The organism is Cupriavidus neocaledonicus (genome assembly GCF_000372525.1).
GTDB lineage: Bacteria > Pseudomonadota > Gammaproteobacteria > Burkholderiales > Burkholderiaceae > Cupriavidus > Cupriavidus neocaledonicus.
Map to the genome: position 1 here is coordinate 140,403 of NZ_AQUR01000096.1, position 14,693 is coordinate 155,095.

Below are 14,693 nucleotides of genomic sequence, written 5' to 3' on the forward strand. Positions count from 1 at the left end.
CGCGCGGCAGACGCGGCGCCCACCGGTTTCAATCGATCCTCAGGAGAGACAGTCATGACCATCAAGATCGGCATCAACGGCTTCGGCCGCATCGGGCGCATGGTGTTCCGCGCCGCCGTCGCCAACTTCAAGGACATCGAAGTCGTTGCCATCAACGACCTGCTCGAGCCCGACTACCTGGCGTACATGCTGAAGTACGACTCGGTGCATGGCCGCTTTGACGGCGAAGTGTCGGTCGACGGCAATACCCTGGTCGTCAACGGCAAGAAGATCCGCCTGACCGCGGTCAAGGATCCGGCCGAGCTGAAGTGGGGCGAGATCGGCGCCGACGTGGTGGTCGAGTCGACCGGCATCTTCCTGACCAAGGAAGGCGCGCAGAAGCACATCGACGCGGGTGCCAAGAAGGTGATCATGTCGGCCCCGTCCAAGGACGACACCCCGATGTTCGTGTACGGCGTGAACCACGACACCTACAAGGGCGAGGCGATCATCTCCAACGCCAGCTGCACCACCAACTGCCTGGCCCCGGTGGCCAAGGTGCTGAACGACAAGTGGGGCATCAAGCGCGGCCTGATGACCACCGTGCACGCCGCCACCGCCACGCAGAAGACCGTCGACGGCCCGTCCAACAAGGACTGGCGCGGCGGCCGCGGCATCCTGGAGAACATCATCCCGTCGTCGACCGGCGCCGCCAAGGCCGTGGGCGTGGTGATCCCGCAGCTGAACAAGAAGCTGACCGGCATGTCGTTCCGCGTGCCGACCTCCGACGTGTCGGTGGTCGACCTGACCGTCGAACTGGAAAAGTCGGCGTCGTACGAGGAAATCTGCGCCGAGATGAAGGCACAGAGCCAGGGCGCCCTGAAGGGCGTGCTGGGCTACACCGAAGACAAGGTCGTCGCCACCGACTTCCGCGGCGATGCCCGCACCTCGATCTTTGACGCCGAAGCCGGCATCGCGCTGGACGGCACCTTCATCAAGGTCGTGAGCTGGTACGACAACGAGTGGGGCTACTCGAACAAGGTGCTGGAAATGGCCCGCGTGGTGGCCAAGTAATCCGCGCCTTCCGCGCCCAGGAAAACGCGCCCGCGGGCGCGTTTTTCTTTTTTCAGGCAGGATGCTGGTCTGCTGCCGCCACTGAAATAGTTGCGTCAGAAAAGAATGATAAAAGTGGAACCCTAAGGTTGGGGATAGCCGAGGCGAAGTGCTGGTTGCGCCGCCACCAATGTACGCATCTACGATCAATTGCCGCAAAATCGCGCAATTTTTCGCAGTTATGCCATGGGCGACCTTTTCAGAAATGCCGAATTTGCTTTCCGAGCCTGATTTTTCCTCTTACACTATTAAGACGCTGTTGAAATCTGATGTGCAGCCAGTGCAAGTGGTGGGGCCATCTTAGCTGTGAAAAATCTGACCGGGGGCCTGATCATGGTGAACGTAGACACAAAGCTTCTAGTGATCTTCACCGAGCTGCTGAGCAAGCGTAATGCCACCTACGTGGCTGAGAAGATGCACATGACCGCGCCGGCGGTCTCGCATTCGCTGGGCAGGCTGCGCGAAATCTTTGACGATCCACTCTTCATCCGCGTCCCGCACGGGCTGACGCCGACACCGCGCGCGCTCGAACTGGGACCCAAGATCCGCGACATGCTGGACCTGTGGTCGTCGATCAACGAGGGCGACGCGGACAACTTCGACCCCGCCACCGCCACCGGCACGCTGAGCATCGGCTTTGCCGCGGAGCTGGGCGATACGGTGTTCAACCGTTTCGTGCTGCGCATCAAGGCGCTGGCGCCGGACCTGCATATCAAGCTGGTCGAGTCCCACTCGTGGGAAACCGACGTGGCGTCGATGCGCGCCAATGAGCTCGACCTGGCATTCTCGCCGTTCCCGACCCGCCATCCGGAAATCGTCGAGGAAATGGTGACGTCGCTGAACCTGTGGGTGTGCGCGCGCAAGGACCATCCGGTGCTCAAGGGCCACTGCACGCTCGAGCAATACCTGGACTGCGGCCATATCTTCATGGCGCACTCCGGTGGCTCGGGGCGCCCGGCACCGTCGCTGATCCCGCTCGACTACGCGCTGCAGCAGCGTGGCCTGAAGCGCAACGCATCGCTGACGGTACATTCATGGCGGGCCCAGGCCGAACTGGCCTCGCAGACCGACATGATCTTCACCGTCAATGCGCTGACCAAGGACATGGCCTGCGAGACCTATGGCCTGAAGGCCTTCCCGCTGCCGGCGGAGCTGAATACCACGCTCGGCCTGAACATGTTCTGGCACCGCAGCCGCAATACCCATCCGATGCTGGTGTGGGCGCGTGGCCTGTTCCGCCAGGTGGTGGGCGAGTTCGTCGGCCTGCCGCCGGCACGCCCGGCACGGGCGGTAAGCGAGCAGGACCTGCAGGACCTGCAGGCGCGCTGAGCCTCGGCGGCAAGCCTCCAACAAAAAACCGGCGCTTGGCGCCGGTTTTTTGTTGCCCGTCTGCGCTCCGCAAGGGAGCGAGTAGCGGCTTATCGTTTGGGTCTGTGGGGACAGTTTGTTTTGGTGCAGTTGCCGTACAGCGACAACGCATGTTCCTGCAGGGTAAAGCCGCGCTCGCGCGCAATGCTTTGCTGGCGCTGCTCGATCTCGGAATCGAAGAATTCCTCGACCCGGCCGCAATCCAGGCACACCAGGTGGTCGTGGTGCTTGCCTTCGTTGAGCTCGAAGATGGCCTTGCCGGACTCGAAGTTGTTGCGCGACAGCAGGCCGGCCTGCTCGAACTGGGTCAGCACGCGGTAGACGGTGGCCAGGCCGATATCCATATGCTCGTTGAGCAGGATGCGGTAGACGTCTTCCGCGCTCAGGTGACGCTGTTCGCTGGTTTGAAAAATTTCAAGAATCTTCAGCCTGGGCACGGTCGCCTTCAGGCCGATATTCTTGAGGTCCGCCGGACTCGGCATGTGGGTGACTCCCTAGAGTACAATGTCTGGATAGTTGAATCATAAGGGTTTTGGCAGCAAAAGTCGCTCGTGCCGACGATGTCCCGAGGTCGGCATCGCGTGCCCGGCGAGGCTGCCGCCCCATGTGGTTGCTGCGGCAGATGCTGGCGGCTGGTGTGGTGCAATCGGCGCATTTTGCGCCATTTTTATGCCTGCGCCGCCCGTCCTCTGCCGCGTTACTTTTCTTTCCCTCCGGAAACGAGATCCATGCGTTCTATCCGTTCGTCCGCCATGCGTCCGACGCTGGTTGTCTCCCTGCTGGCCGCGGCCCTGCTGGCCGGCGCCTGCTCGGCCTACGATTCCACTTCGCGCAAGGTAGCCAACGCCATCACGCCGTACCGGATCAACATCGTGCAGGGCAACTTCGTCTCGCGCGAAGCCGCTTCGCAGCTGCGCGAGGGCATGACCCGCGACCAGGTCAAGTTCCTGCTTGGCACGCCGCTGCTGACCGACGTGTTCCATGCCAACCGCTGGGATTACGTGTTTTCTTTCCGCCGTGGCAATACCTCGGTGGTGCAGCAGCGCCGCTACACGGTGTTCTTCGACGGCGACCGCCTGGTCAAGTTTGGCGGCGACGAACTGCCGTCCGAGTACGAGCTGATCGCCGAAATCGACGGCATGAAGAAGGCGCTCAAGGAGCAGACGCCGGGCAAGATCTCCACCAGCGCAGCCGCGGCCCCGCCCGAGCAGCAGACCACGGTCGAGAACTTCGTGCCGCGGCAGGCGCAGCAGCCGGAAGCGACCGGCGCGGGCGCGCAACCGGCGCAGGCGGCCCAGCCCGTCGCCGAGCCATCGGCGCCGGCCCAGGCCACTGCCCCGGCCGACGCGGCCAAGCCCGCCGCCAACTGATCCATGACGCGCGCCCGCCGCGGCGCGCCGCCGGTTTTCCGGGCCGGCCAGGCATGGCCGGCTCGCTTTCCTTTCGCGCACCGCGCATATTCCGCAGAGCCAGACACCATGAACATCGCCATCGCAGGCGCATCGGGCCGCATGGGCCGCATGCTGATCGAACAAGTGCTGAACACCGAAGGCGTGAAGCTGTCGGGCGCGCTCGACGTGCCGGGCTCGCCGGCGCTGGGCCAGGATGCGGGCCTGTTCCTGGGCCGCAACACCGGCGTCGCAATCACCGCGGACGTGGAAGCCGGGCTGGCCGGCGCCGACTGCCTGATCGACTTCACCCGTCCGGAAGGCACGCTGGCGCACCTGGAAGCGGCGAAGAAGCTGGGCGTCAAGATGGTGGTCGGCACCACTGGCTTCGACGACACCGGCAAGGCCGCGCTGGCCGAGGCCGCCAAGTCGATCGGCATCGTCTTTGCCGCCAACTTCAGCGTCGGCGTCAATGCCACCTTCAAGCTGCTGGAAGTGGCGGCCAGGCTGCTGTCGAGCGGCTATGACATCGAGGTGATCGAGGCCCACCATCGCTTCAAGGTCGACGCCCCGTCGGGCACCGCGCTGAAGATGGGCGAAGTGATCGCCGATGCGCTGGGCCGTGACCTGAAGACCTGCGGCGTCTTCGCCCGCGAAGGCCATACCGGCGAGCGCGATCCCGGTTCGATCGGCTTTGCCACCATCCGCGGCGGCGATATCGTGGGCGACCACACCGTGATGTTTGCCGGCATCGGCGAGCGCATCGAGATCAGCCACAAGTCGTCGAGCCGCCAGTCGTATGCCGACGGCGCGGTGCGTTCGGCCCGCTTCCTGGCCGACAAGCCGACCGGGCTGTTCGACATGCAGGACGTGCTGGGCCTGAAGTAAGGCCGGCGCGGGGCGGCCAGCGCTGCCGCCACGGTTATAATCGATTGCTTTAGCATTGCACGCCGGGCGGGCGCCCAGACTGGCGCCTGCCGCTTTCCTTCGAACGAATCTTCCCGGATGCCGGCAGGCCAGTTGCCGCGCAGACGCTGTCCTTGACCGCTGTCCCGACCATGCAAGACAAATACCTTCCTTCCGCCGTTGAACAAGCCGCCCAGCAGCACTGGCAAGCCATCGACGCCTATCGCGTGTCGGAGCATGCAGCCGGGCCCGACGGCAAGGAAAAGCCCAAGTTCTACGCCTGCTCGATGCTGCCGTACCCGTCGGGCAAGCTGCATATGGGCCACGTGCGCAACTACACCATCAACGATGTGATGGCGCGCTACCTGCGCATGAACGGCAACAACGTGCTGATGCCGATGGGCTGGGACGCCTTCGGCATGCCGGCGGAAAACGCCGCGCTGAACAACGGCGTGGCGCCGGCCGCCTGGACCTACGACAACATCGCTTACATGAAGAAGCAGATGCAGTCGATGGGCCTGGCGATCGACTGGTCGCGCGAGGTCGCCACCTGCAGCCCGGACTATTACCGCTGGAACCAGTGGCTGTTCCTGAAGATGCTGGAGAAGGGCATCGCCTACCGCAAGACCGGCACCGTCAACTGGGACCCGGTCGACCAGACCGTGCTGGCCAACGAGCAGGTCATCGACGGCCGCGGCTGGCGCTCGGGCGCGGTGGTCGAAAAGCGCGAGATCCCGATGTACTACCTGCGCATCACCGACTATGCGCAGGAGCTGCTGGGCGACCTGGACCAGCTGGGCTGGCCCGAGCGCGTCAAGGTGATGCAGCAGAACTGGATCGGCAAGAGCGTGGGCGTGCGCTTCGCCTTCACCCATGACATCCCGGGCGAGGACGGCAAGCCGATCCACGACGGCAAGCTCTACGTCTTCACCACGCGCGCCGACACCATCATGGGCGTGACCTTCAGCGCGGTTGCCGCCGAGCACCCGCTGGCCACGCACGCCGCGCTGAACAACCCCGAACTGGCCGCCTTCATCGACGAATGCAAGCACGGCTCGGTCATGGAAGCCGACATGGCGACCATGGAGAAGAAGGGCATGCCGACCGGCCTGCAGGTGGTGCATCCGCTCACCGGCGACAAGGTCGACGTGTGGGTCGGCAACTACGTGCTGATGAGCTACGGCGACGGCGCCGTGATGGGCGTGCCCGCGCATGACGAGCGCGACTTCGCCTTCGCCAACAAGTACGGCCTGCCGATCAGGCAGGTGATCGACGTGAAGGGCCAGCCGTACTCGACCGAAGCCTGGCAGGAATGGTACGGCGACAAGGAGCACGGCACCTGCATCCACAGCGGCAAGTACGACGGCCTCGGCTACCAGGCCGCGGTGGAGGCGATCGCCGCCGACCTGGGCGCAATGGGCCTGGGCGAAAAGAAGACCACCTGGCGCCTGCGCGACTGGGGCATCTCGCGCCAGCGCTACTGGGGCACGCCGATCCCGCTGATCCACTGCGACAGCTGCGGCGTGGTGCCGGTGCCCGAGCAGGACCTGCCGGTGGTGCTGCCGGAAGACCTGGTGCCGGACGGCACCGGCAACCCGCTGGCCAAGGATCCGCGCTTCCTGCAGTGCACCTGCCCGTCGTGCGGCAAGCCGGCGCGCCGCGAGACCGACACGATGGATACCTTCATCGATTCGTGCTGGTACTACATGCGCTATACCTGCCCGGACGCGGCCACCATGGTCGATGCCCGCAACGACTACTGGATGCCGATGGACCAGTACATCGGCGGCATCGAGCACGCGATCCTGCACCTGCTGTACGCGCGCTTCTGGACCAAGGTCATGCGCGACCTGGGCCTGGTCAAGTTCGACGAGCCGTTCACCAACCTGCTGACGCAGGGCATGGTGCTGAACGAGACCTTCTACCGCGAAGACGCCTCGGGCAAGAAGCACTGGTACAACCCGGCCGACGTCGACGTGCAGACCGACGAGCGCGGCCGCCCGGTGGGCGCCACGCTGAAGGCCGACGGCCAGCCGGTGGTGATCGGCGGCATCGAGAAGATGTCGAAGTCCAAGAACAACGGCATCGACCCGCAGGCGCTGATCGACCAGTACGGCGCCGACACCGCGCGCCTGTTCGTGATGTTCGCCGCGCCGCCCGAGCAGCAGCTGGAGTGGAGCGGTTCGGGCGTGGAGGGCGCGTCGCGCTTCCTGCGCCGCGTGTGGAACTATGGCTATGCCAATGCCGCCGCCATCCGCGACGGTGCCGCCGGCGCGCCGGGCGTGGACGATGCCGAGCTGCGCCGCGAGATCCACGGCGTGCTCAAGCAGGCCAACTACGACTACCAGCGCATCCAGTACAACACCGTGGTGTCCGCCACCATGAAGATGCTGAACGCGCTCGACGACGCCAAGACCGCGTCGCCGGCCGCGCGACGGGAGTGCTTCGGCATCCTGCTGCGCGTGCTGTACCCGGTGGTGCCGCACATCACCCACGGCCTGTGGGAGCAGCTGGGCTATGCCGCCGAGTGCGGCGACCTGCTCGACGCACCGTGGCCGCAGGTCGATGAAGCCGCGCTGGTGCGCAGCGAGATCGAACTGGTGCTGCAGATCAACGGCAAGGTGCGCGGCAGCATCACCGTGCCCGCCGACGCCGACCGCGCCGCGATCGAGGCCACCGCCGCCGCCAGCGACACCGTGGCCAAGTTCGCCGAAGGCAAGGCGCCCAAGAAGATCGTGGTGGTGCCTGGCCGCCTGGTCAACGTGGTGCTTTGACCGCGCCGTCCGCCCGCCGGAACCTGACAAAGGAATCGCCAACCATGAAGCGACTGAACCTGGGACGCCGCAAGCTGCTCGCGGCCCTGCTGGCAGTGCCGGCCACCGGCCTGCTGGCCGGCTGCGGCTTCCATCTGCGCGGCAACTCGGACTTCGTCTTCAAGCGGCTGTATATCGGCATCCCGCCCAACTCGCTGATGGGCGCGGACCTGCGCCGCGCCATCCGCGGCGGCTCGGACACCCAGGTGGTAGCCGACCAGAAAGAGGCGGACGCGCTGCTGGACGTGCTGCAGGACACCCGCACCAAGACCATCCTGTCGATCACGACCGAGGGCGTGGTGCGTGAATACCGCCTGACCCAGCGCTTCACCTTCCGCCTGCGCGACCCCGCCGGCAAGGAACTGATCGCGCCGTCGCAGCTGGTGCTGACGCGCGACCTGACCTACAACGAAGCCAATACGCTGGCCAAGGACTACGAAGAGCAGCAGCTGTACCGCGACATGCAGCGCGACATCGTGCAGCAGCTGATGCGCCGGCTGGCCGCCGTCAAGGCGATCTGAGCGCGCGGGCAGGCTGACGGCATGCAGCTCAAGCTCGACGGGCTCGACGCGCACCTGCGCCAGGCCAAGGCCAAGGGGCTGGCGCCGCTGTACGTGGTGCACGGCGACGAGCACCTGCTGGTGCTGGAAGCGGTCGACCGCCTGCGCGCGGCGGCGCGCGAAGCCGGCTTCTCCGAACGCGAGGTGCTGGTGGCCGAGCGCGGCTTCCACTGGGGCCGGCTGGTCGAGGCGCAGCAGTCGATGTCGCTGTTCGGCGATCGCAAGATCGTCGAGCTGCGCATTCCCTCGGGCAAGCCCGGCAAGGATGGCGGCGATGCGCTGCGCGCCGTGGCCGCGCAGCCGTCGCCCGACGTGGTGATGCTGGTGACGCTGCCGCGGCTGGACTTTGCCGCGTCCAAGTCGGCGTGGTTCCAGGCGCTGGAAGGCGCCGGCGTGTCGATCAAGGTCGACACCGTGGACCGTACCCGCTTGCCGGCGTGGGTCGGCGAGCGGCTGGCGCTGCAGCAGCAGCGCGTGCAGGGCGGCGCGAACGCCGAAAGCGGCCGGCGCGCGTTGCAGTTCATCGCCGACAAGGTCGAGGGCAACCTGCTGGCGGCGCACCAGGAAATCCAGAAGCTGGGCCTGCTGTACCCGCCCGGCGAACTGAGTTTCGACCAGGTCCACGACGCGGTGCTGAACGTGGCCCGCTACGACGTCTTCAAGCTGTCGGAATCGATGCTGGCGGGCGACGTGCCCAGGCTGGTGCGCATGCTCGAAGGGCTGCGCGGCGAGGGCGAGGCCACGGTGCTGGTGCTGTGGGCGCTGACCGAGGAAATTCGCGTATTATCCAAGGTCCGGCAAGGGCTCGCGGCGGGCAAGCCGGCGGGCGTGCTGATGCGCGAACTGCGCGTCTGGGGCCCGCGCGAGCGGCTGGTGCCGCAGGCGGCGCAGCGCCTGTCGCAGTCCCGGCTGGAAGCGGCCCTGGCGCTGGCCGCGCGGCTGGACCGCCAGGTCAAGGGCCTGCAGGACCTGCCGCCGCCAGGCAGCGCGCCGCTGCCGGCCGAGCCGTGGGACGGCTTGCAACAGCTGGCGCTGATGATTGCGCGCTAGCGGCAAGCCTCGGAGGCTTGCTCCCCTGGCGGTTTGCTCCCCTCTCCCGCAAGCGGGAGAGTGAGAAAACATACATTGACGGCCATCACCCCCGGCCACTGACATGACCGAGCTCGACCTCAACCAATACATGGACCGCGTCGGCCGCCAGGCCCGCGCCGCGTCGCGCGCGATGGCGCGTGCCTCCACCGCCGACAAGAACCGCGCGCTGCTGACCATTGCCGCGGCGATCCGCCGCGATGCCGACCGGCTCAAGGCCGTCAACGCGCGCGACGTCGAGCGCGCCCGCGCCAACGGCCAGGACGCCGCCTTCGTCGACCGCCTGACGCTGTCGGACAAGGCCATCGACACCATGGCCGCCGGCCTGGAGCAGATCGCCGCGCTGGCCGACCCGATCGGCGAGATCTCCAACATGAAGTTCCGCCCGACCGGCATCCAGGTGGGCCAGATGCGCGTGCCGCTGGGCGTGATCGGCATCATCTACGAGTCGCGCCCCAACGTGACCATCGACGCCGCCGCGCTGTGCCTGAAGTCGGGCAACGCCACCATCCTGCGCGGCGGGTCCGAGGCGATCGAATCCAACACCGCGCTGGCCGCGCTGGTGGCCGAGGGCCTGTCCGCGGCCGGCCTGCCGTCCGAGGCGGTGCAGGTGATCGAGACCACCGACCGCGCCGCGGTAGGCCGGCTGATCACCATGACCGAATATGTCGACGTGATCGTGCCGCGCGGCGGCAAGAGCCTGATCGCGCGGCTGATGGAAGAAGCGCGGGTGCCGATGATCAAGCACCTCGACGGCATCTGCCACGTCTACATCGACGCGGCCGCCGACCTGGACAAGGCCGTGCGCGTCTGCGACAACGCCAAGACCCAGCGTTACGCGCCGTGCAACACCATGGAGACGCTGCTGGTGTCGGCGGACATCGCCGCGGCCGCGCTGCCGCCGCTGTGCCGCATCTACCAGCAGAAGGGCGTCGAACTGCGCGTGTGCCCGGCCACCCGCGCCACGCTGGAAGCGGCAGGCTTCGGCGGCCTGGTCGATGCCACCGAGGCAGACTGGCGCCTGGAATACCTGGCCCCGATCCTGGCCATCAAGACCGTCGCGGGCCTTGATGAAGCCATTGCGCATATCAACGAATACGGCTCGCACCATACCGACTCGATCATCACCGAGAACTACTCGGCGGGCATGCGCTTTATCCGCGAGGTCGATTCGGCCAGCGTGATGATCAATGCCTCGACCCGCTTCGCCGATGGCTTCGAGTACGGGCTGGGCGCGGAGATCGGCATCTCCAACGACAAGCTGCATGCGCGCGGCCCGGTCGGGCTGGAAGGGCTGACCTCGCTCAAGTACGTGGTGTTCGGTCACGGCGAGATCAGGACCTGATGCCGGACCTGAAGCCGGACCTGAAGCCGGCCCGCCAGCAACAATAACCACCGCAAGCCAAGGTCTGTCCGCCGATGCTCTGGGTCAAAGCGCTGCATATCGTCTTCGTCGTTTCGTGGTTCGCCGGCTTGTTCTACCTGCCGCGCATCTTCGTCAACCTGGCGATGGAAACCGATGCCGCCAGCACCGAGCGCCTGCTGCTGATGGGGCGCAAGCTGTTCCGCTTCATGACCATGCTGGCGGTGCCCGCGGTGGTATTCGGTCTGTGGCTGTACCTGGGCTATGGCATCGGCCGCGGCACAGGGCAGGGGTGGATGCATGCCAAGCTGGCGCTGGTGCTGGTGCTGATCGGTTACCACCACGGCTGCGGCGTGCTGTTGCGCAAGTTCGAGGCGGGGCGCAACGCGCGTTCGCACAAGTTCTATCGCTGGTTTAACGAGCTGCCGGTGCTGGTGCTGCTGGCAGTGGTGATCCTGGTCGTGGTCAAGCCGTTCTGAGGCTGGCCGCGTTTCGCGCTTTTTTCGCCTATACATTGCTGCCTGATTCCATCGCGGAAACCAACATGAGCAAGCTGGTCGACTACTACCTGACGCCGCAATCGCCGTACGTCTACATGGGCCATGCCCGTTTCAGCGACATCGCCGCGCGCCACGGCGCGCAGGTGAACCTCAAGCCGTGTGACCTCGGCAAGGTGTTCTCGGTCTCCGGCGGGCTGCCGCTGGCGCAACGCCCGCCGCAGCGGCAGGCGTACCGGCTGGTCGAGCTCAGGCGCTGGAGCACGTTCCTGAACATCCCGCTGCATGTCGAGCCGACGTTCTTCCCGGTGTCGGGCGACGCCGCCAGCAAGCTGATCATTGCCGCGCAACTGGCGCACGGCACCGCGCGCGCGATGGCACTGACCGGCGCGATCGGCGCGGCGGTGTGGGCGCAGCAGCGCAATATCGCCGATGCCGCCACGCTGGCGCAGATCGCCGACGAGGCCGGCCTGGATGGCGCCGGCCTGCTCAAGGCAAGCGAAGCCCAGTCGGTGCAGGCCGCCTATGCGCAGAACACGCAGGACGCGATCTCGGCCGGCGTGTTCGGCGCGCCGTGGTACGTGTTCGACGGCGAGCCGTTCTGGGGCCAGGACCGCCTCGATTTTCTCGACCGCGCCTTGGCCGCGGCCTGACCTAAGCTATCGATACTTCCCCGTCCGCCACGGCGGACGTTTTTGTTTGCAGGAACCCTCTCATGACCCAAGCCTTCTTTGCCCCTTGCCCGCGCGGCCTGGAGAGCGCGCTCGCCGAAGAGCTGCGCGAGATCGCCGCGATGCCGGGCATGGCAGCGCTGGCGCCGTTCGCCGTGCACCAGGAAGTGCCGGGCGGCGTCAATTTCTCTGGCGAGATGGCTGCCGCCTATGCGGTCAACCTGCATTCGCGCGTTGCCAGCCGGGTGCTGATGCGCGTGGCCGCGCGCGGCTACCGGCACGAGGACGACATCTACACGCTGGCGCGCGGGGTGCGCTGGGAGCAGTGGTTCTCGCCCGACGAGTCGCTGCGCGTGGACGTTACGGCGCACAAGTCGCCGCTGCGCAGCCTCAATTTCATCGCGTTGCGGGTCAAGGACGGCGTCTGCGATGCCATGCGCGAGCGGCTCGGGGCCCGGCCCAGCGTCGACACGGTGAGCCCGGATGTGCGCATCTACGCCCACCTCACCGAGCGCGACTGCACGCTGTATCTCGACACCACCGGCGAGCCGCTGTTCAAGCGCGGCTGGCGCACCGAGAAGGGCGAGGCACCGCTGAAGGAAAACCTCGCGGCCGGCATCCTGCGCCTGGCGGGCTGGGTCCCGGGCCAGACCTTCCGGCCCTTCTACGATCCGATGTGCGGCAGCGGCACCTTCCTGATCGAGGCCGCGCAGGTGGCGCTGGGCATCGCGCCGGGCGGCAGCCGCAGCTTCGCCTTCGAATGGCTCAAGGGCATGGATACCAAGTCCTGGCAGAAGCTGAAGGCGGACGCGCAGCGCGTCCGCATGCTGGCCTCGGCCGATGAACTGCAGGTGGTCGGTTCGGACATCTCCACCGACATGCTGGCGATCACGCGCGCCAACTGGGAGCGCGCCGGCCTGCCGGGCGAGGCGCGCACCAAGCAGGTGGACGCGCGCTTCGTGCAGCCGCCTTATGACGAGCCGGGCCTGCTGCTGATGAATCCGCCGTATGGCGAGCGCATTGCGGTGCGCGGGCAGCGCCGCGCGCCGGAAGACGAAGTGCCGCGCGACGAGGTCGAAGAAGCCGCCGCCAACCAGTTCGCCAGCGCCTTCGCCACCACACTGAAGCAGCATTTCGCCGGCTGGCAGGCGTGGGTATTCACCGGCGATCTGGGCTTCCCGCGCCGGCTGCGGCTGAAGGAATCGCGCCGCACGCCGCTCTACAACGGCAATATCGAGTGCCGGCTGTTCCGTTTCGACATGGTGCGCGGCGCCAACCGGGCGCCGCAGGCGGACTGACCCTGGCCAGGGGCCGGGTTTGTGGCGTCAGGGGCGCTTGCGCCCCGTCAAGGCGTCGGGGTTGCGGCTGAAATCCGCCAGGAAGCTCTGCAGGCTGACCACCGGTTCCTGCAGCAGGTGGCGCGGCAGGTCGAACAGCGCGTAGAAGAATTCTTCCCTGCCTTCGCAGCGCTCGGCCGGCAGGCAGTATTGTTCCCAATCGACGCAGGCCGGCGTGTACATGCCGTTGCCGGGCCAGAAGAACGGCACCAGCCGGCCTTCGCGCAGGCCTTCGATCAGGGCCGCGGGGGCATCGTAGGCCTCGGCCGACTCGACCTGCGTCATCAGCCCGGCGCGGGTCTCGATCACCATCAGGGTGGCGTGCCCCTGTGCGGTCAGCAGCAGGATGCCGGCGGGATTGGGGTACAGGTAGTACTCGACAAATCCGTAGCGCGCGGTCAGCTGGCGCACGCGCTCGGTCATGGCCGGATCGGACAGGAACGAGAACGAATGCCGCGTCAGCAGTTCGCGCAGCGTGCGCGACAGCGTGGCGAAGTACGCCTGCTGCATGGCTTCGATTTCCTGGTCCAGCCGCTCCACCATATTGCTGTCGTGCTTTTTCACATAGCGGTCGATCAGCCCGTGGTTGAAGCCTTGCACGGCGATGCTTTCGTCGGCGGTGCCGGTCAGCAGGATGGTCTTGCACGGCAGGTCCTGCAGCGCCTGGCAGAATTCCAGGCCGTCCATCTGCGGCATCGAATAATCGACCACCACCACGCCAGGCTGCAGGAAGCGGTTGACGTCGTGGATCTGGCGGTAGATGCGGTCGATGTCGAGCTGGACCGTGCGGCGCTCGGTCAGGAAGGTCAGGTCGTCGTGGGTGACGCGCACCGGCAGGAAGCCCGGGAAGCGGGTGGCGTAGGCTTCGCGGATCCACTGCAGCGCTTCGCGCGGGTCGGTGAAGGTGATCACGCCGCGCGCGGCATCCATCTGGAACGCCAGGCTGTCGATGAAGGACTTGCTGTCATCCACAAGGACAGTCAGGACCGGGTGATGAAAGACCGACAGATTCCTGTCGTGCGGATTGAAGGTCATGGAGCGGCGGGCAGGGGTTGGCACAGGCGTGGCGCAAGTGGCAAGCCAGCGTGCGTATTCGCAGGCCAGTATAGCGCGCCATGGCTGCCTTGCAAGGCACGCCTGGCGGGCAGGGGCCCTGGCGGCGGGATGGCGGGGAAGGCCGGCCCTTGTTTCCGGGGTGGCCGGCGGGGGACGACCATGGCCCGCGCCAGGACCGGAAAGATCCCGGCCGGCGCGGGTCGGAGACTGGCCGGAGGCGTTAGTCGACCGCCTTGAACATGTCCTCGACCACCTTCTTGGCGTCGCCGAACACCATCATGGTCTTGTCCATGTAGAACAGCTCGTTGTCCAGGCCGGCGTAGCCGGCCGCCATCGAGCGCTTGTTGACGATGATGGTCTTGGCCTTGTACGCCTCCAGGATCGGCATGCCCGCGATCGGCGACTTGGGATCGGTCTTGGCCGCCGGGTTGACCACGTCGTTGGCGCCCAGCACCAGCACCACGTCGGCCTGGCCGAACTCGCTGTTGATGTCTTCCATCTCGAAGACCTGGTCGTACGGCACCTCGGCCTCGGCCAGCAGCACGTTCATGTG

The 14,693-nt window shown here is 66.5% G+C and carries 14 protein-coding genes; 11 read left to right on the forward strand and 3 right to left on the reverse strand.

The window, feature by feature from the left end:
- Positions 1–54: 54 nt before the first annotated feature.
- Positions 55–1,053 carry a type I glyceraldehyde-3-phosphate dehydrogenase gene (gene gap / locus A3AG_RS0115730; RefSeq protein WP_018006336.1) on the forward strand — a complete coding sequence of 333 codons (999 nt, stop codon included), beginning with the start codon at positions 55–57 and terminating at the stop codon, positions 1,051–1,053.
- A 372-nt stretch (positions 1,054–1,425) separates the two neighbouring features.
- A complete protein-coding gene (locus tag A3AG_RS0115735; RefSeq protein WP_026164222.1) occupies positions 1,426–2,421 on the forward strand; it encodes a LysR family transcriptional regulator in 996 nt (331 codons plus the stop codon).
- A gap of 89 nt (positions 2,422–2,510) precedes the next feature.
- On the opposite strand, the gene fur is transcribed toward A3AG_RS0115735, so the two are convergent.
- A complete protein-coding gene (gene fur / locus A3AG_RS0115740) occupies positions 2,511–2,942 on the reverse strand; it encodes a ferric iron uptake transcriptional regulator (RefSeq protein ID WP_012353845.1) in 432 nt (143 codons plus the stop codon).
- 246 nt (positions 2,943–3,188) lie between these two features.
- Here fur and A3AG_RS0115745 point away from each other — a divergent pair, with 246 nt between their 5' ends.
- The 9 genes from A3AG_RS0115745 to A3AG_RS0115785 all read left to right on the forward strand — a co-directional run bounded on the left by A3AG_RS0115745 (position 3,189) and on the right by A3AG_RS0115785 (position 13,045).
- A complete protein-coding gene (locus A3AG_RS0115745) occupies positions 3,189–3,830 on the forward strand; it encodes an outer membrane protein assembly factor BamE (protein WP_018006338.1) in 642 nt (213 codons plus the stop codon).
- 108 nt (positions 3,831–3,938) lie between these two features.
- Positions 3,939–4,736 carry a 4-hydroxy-tetrahydrodipicolinate reductase gene (dapB, locus tag A3AG_RS0115750; RefSeq protein ID WP_026164223.1) on the forward strand — a complete coding sequence of 266 codons (798 nt, stop codon included), beginning with the start codon at positions 3,939–3,941 and terminating at the stop codon, positions 4,734–4,736.
- 170 nt (positions 4,737–4,906) lie between these two features.
- The gene (gene leuS / locus A3AG_RS0115755) at positions 4,907–7,528 is read left to right on the forward strand and encodes a leucine--tRNA ligase (protein ID WP_018006340.1); all 2,622 of its coding nucleotides are present in this window, start codon (positions 4,907–4,909) and stop codon (positions 7,526–7,528) included.
- Positions 7,529–7,572: 44 nt separating this feature from the next.
- Complete coding sequence (locus tag A3AG_RS0115760; RefSeq protein ID WP_018006341.1) at positions 7,573–8,088, forward strand: LPS-assembly lipoprotein LptE; 516 nt, start codon at positions 7,573–7,575, stop codon at positions 8,086–8,088.
- Between the two features lie 21 nt (positions 8,089–8,109).
- Positions 8,110–9,177 carry a DNA polymerase III subunit delta gene (gene holA / locus A3AG_RS0115765; RefSeq protein ID WP_018006342.1) on the forward strand — a complete coding sequence of 356 codons (1,068 nt, stop codon included), beginning with the start codon at positions 8,110–8,112 and terminating at the stop codon, positions 9,175–9,177.
- A gap of 103 nt (positions 9,178–9,280) precedes the next feature.
- Entirely contained in the window at positions 9,281–10,561 is a 1,281-nt protein-coding gene (locus tag A3AG_RS0115770; RefSeq protein ID WP_018006343.1) for a glutamate-5-semialdehyde dehydrogenase, read from the forward strand.
- Positions 10,562–10,635: 74 nt separating this feature from the next.
- Positions 10,636–11,058, forward strand: a complete 423-nt coding sequence (locus tag A3AG_RS0115775; protein WP_018006344.1) for a CopD family protein — start codon at positions 10,636–10,638, stop codon at positions 11,056–11,058.
- A gap of 65 nt (positions 11,059–11,123) precedes the next feature.
- Positions 11,124–11,729, forward strand: coding sequence for a 2-hydroxychromene-2-carboxylate isomerase (locus A3AG_RS0115780; RefSeq protein ID WP_018006345.1), 606 nt, complete (start codon positions 11,124–11,126; stop codon positions 11,727–11,729).
- Positions 11,730–11,791: 62 nt separating this feature from the next.
- Positions 11,792–13,045 (forward strand): THUMP domain-containing class I SAM-dependent RNA methyltransferase, encoded by a 1,254-nt coding sequence (locus tag A3AG_RS0115785; protein WP_018006346.1) that lies wholly within the window; start codon positions 11,792–11,794, stop codon positions 13,043–13,045.
- A gap of 27 nt (positions 13,046–13,072) precedes the next feature.
- Here the strand turns inward: A3AG_RS0115785 and A3AG_RS0115790 are convergent, their stop codons facing one another.
- Together A3AG_RS0115790 and A3AG_RS0115795 are read right to left on the reverse strand one after the other, a co-directional pair.
- A complete protein-coding gene (locus A3AG_RS0115790; RefSeq protein ID WP_018006347.1) occupies positions 13,073–14,119 on the reverse strand; it encodes a response regulator in 1,047 nt (348 codons plus the stop codon).
- Positions 14,120–14,360: 241 nt separating this feature from the next.
- Positions 14,361–14,693, reverse strand: a 333-nt coding sequence (locus A3AG_RS0115795) for an NAD(P)(+) transhydrogenase (Re/Si-specific) subunit beta (RefSeq protein WP_167332271.1), incomplete at its 5' end; no start/stop codon positions are given.

Excerpts from the sequence above, each read along its gene's own strand:
- gap (WP_018006336.1), top strand. The coding sequence starts at position 55 with ATGACCATCAAGATCGGCATCAACGGCTTCGGCCGCATCGGGCGCATG.
- A3AG_RS0115735 (WP_026164222.1), top strand. The coding sequence starts at position 1,426 with ATGGTGAACGTAGACACAAAGCTTCTAGTGATCTTCACCGAGCTGCTG.
- fur (WP_012353845.1), bottom strand. The coding sequence starts at position 2,942 with ATGCCGAGTCCGGCGGACCTCAAGAATATCGGCCTGAAGGCGACCGTG.
- A3AG_RS0115745 (WP_018006338.1), top strand. The coding sequence starts at position 3,189 with ATGCGTTCTATCCGTTCGTCCGCCATGCGTCCGACGCTGGTTGTCTCC.
- dapB (WP_026164223.1), top strand. The coding sequence starts at position 3,939 with ATGAACATCGCCATCGCAGGCGCATCGGGCCGCATGGGCCGCATGCTG.
- leuS (WP_018006340.1), top strand. The coding sequence starts at position 4,907 with ATGCAAGACAAATACCTTCCTTCCGCCGTTGAACAAGCCGCCCAGCAG.
- A3AG_RS0115760 (WP_018006341.1), top strand. The coding sequence starts at position 7,573 with ATGAAGCGACTGAACCTGGGACGCCGCAAGCTGCTCGCGGCCCTGCTG.
- holA (WP_018006342.1), top strand. The coding sequence starts at position 8,110 with ATGCAGCTCAAGCTCGACGGGCTCGACGCGCACCTGCGCCAGGCCAAG.
- A3AG_RS0115770 (WP_018006343.1), top strand. The coding sequence starts at position 9,281 with ATGACCGAGCTCGACCTCAACCAATACATGGACCGCGTCGGCCGCCAG.
- A3AG_RS0115775 (WP_018006344.1), top strand. The coding sequence starts at position 10,636 with ATGCTCTGGGTCAAAGCGCTGCATATCGTCTTCGTCGTTTCGTGGTTC.
- A3AG_RS0115780 (WP_018006345.1), top strand. The coding sequence starts at position 11,124 with ATGAGCAAGCTGGTCGACTACTACCTGACGCCGCAATCGCCGTACGTC.
- A3AG_RS0115785 (WP_018006346.1), top strand. The coding sequence starts at position 11,792 with ATGACCCAAGCCTTCTTTGCCCCTTGCCCGCGCGGCCTGGAGAGCGCG.
- A3AG_RS0115790 (WP_018006347.1), bottom strand. The coding sequence starts at position 14,119 with ATGACCTTCAATCCGCACGACAGGAATCTGTCGGTCTTTCATCACCCG.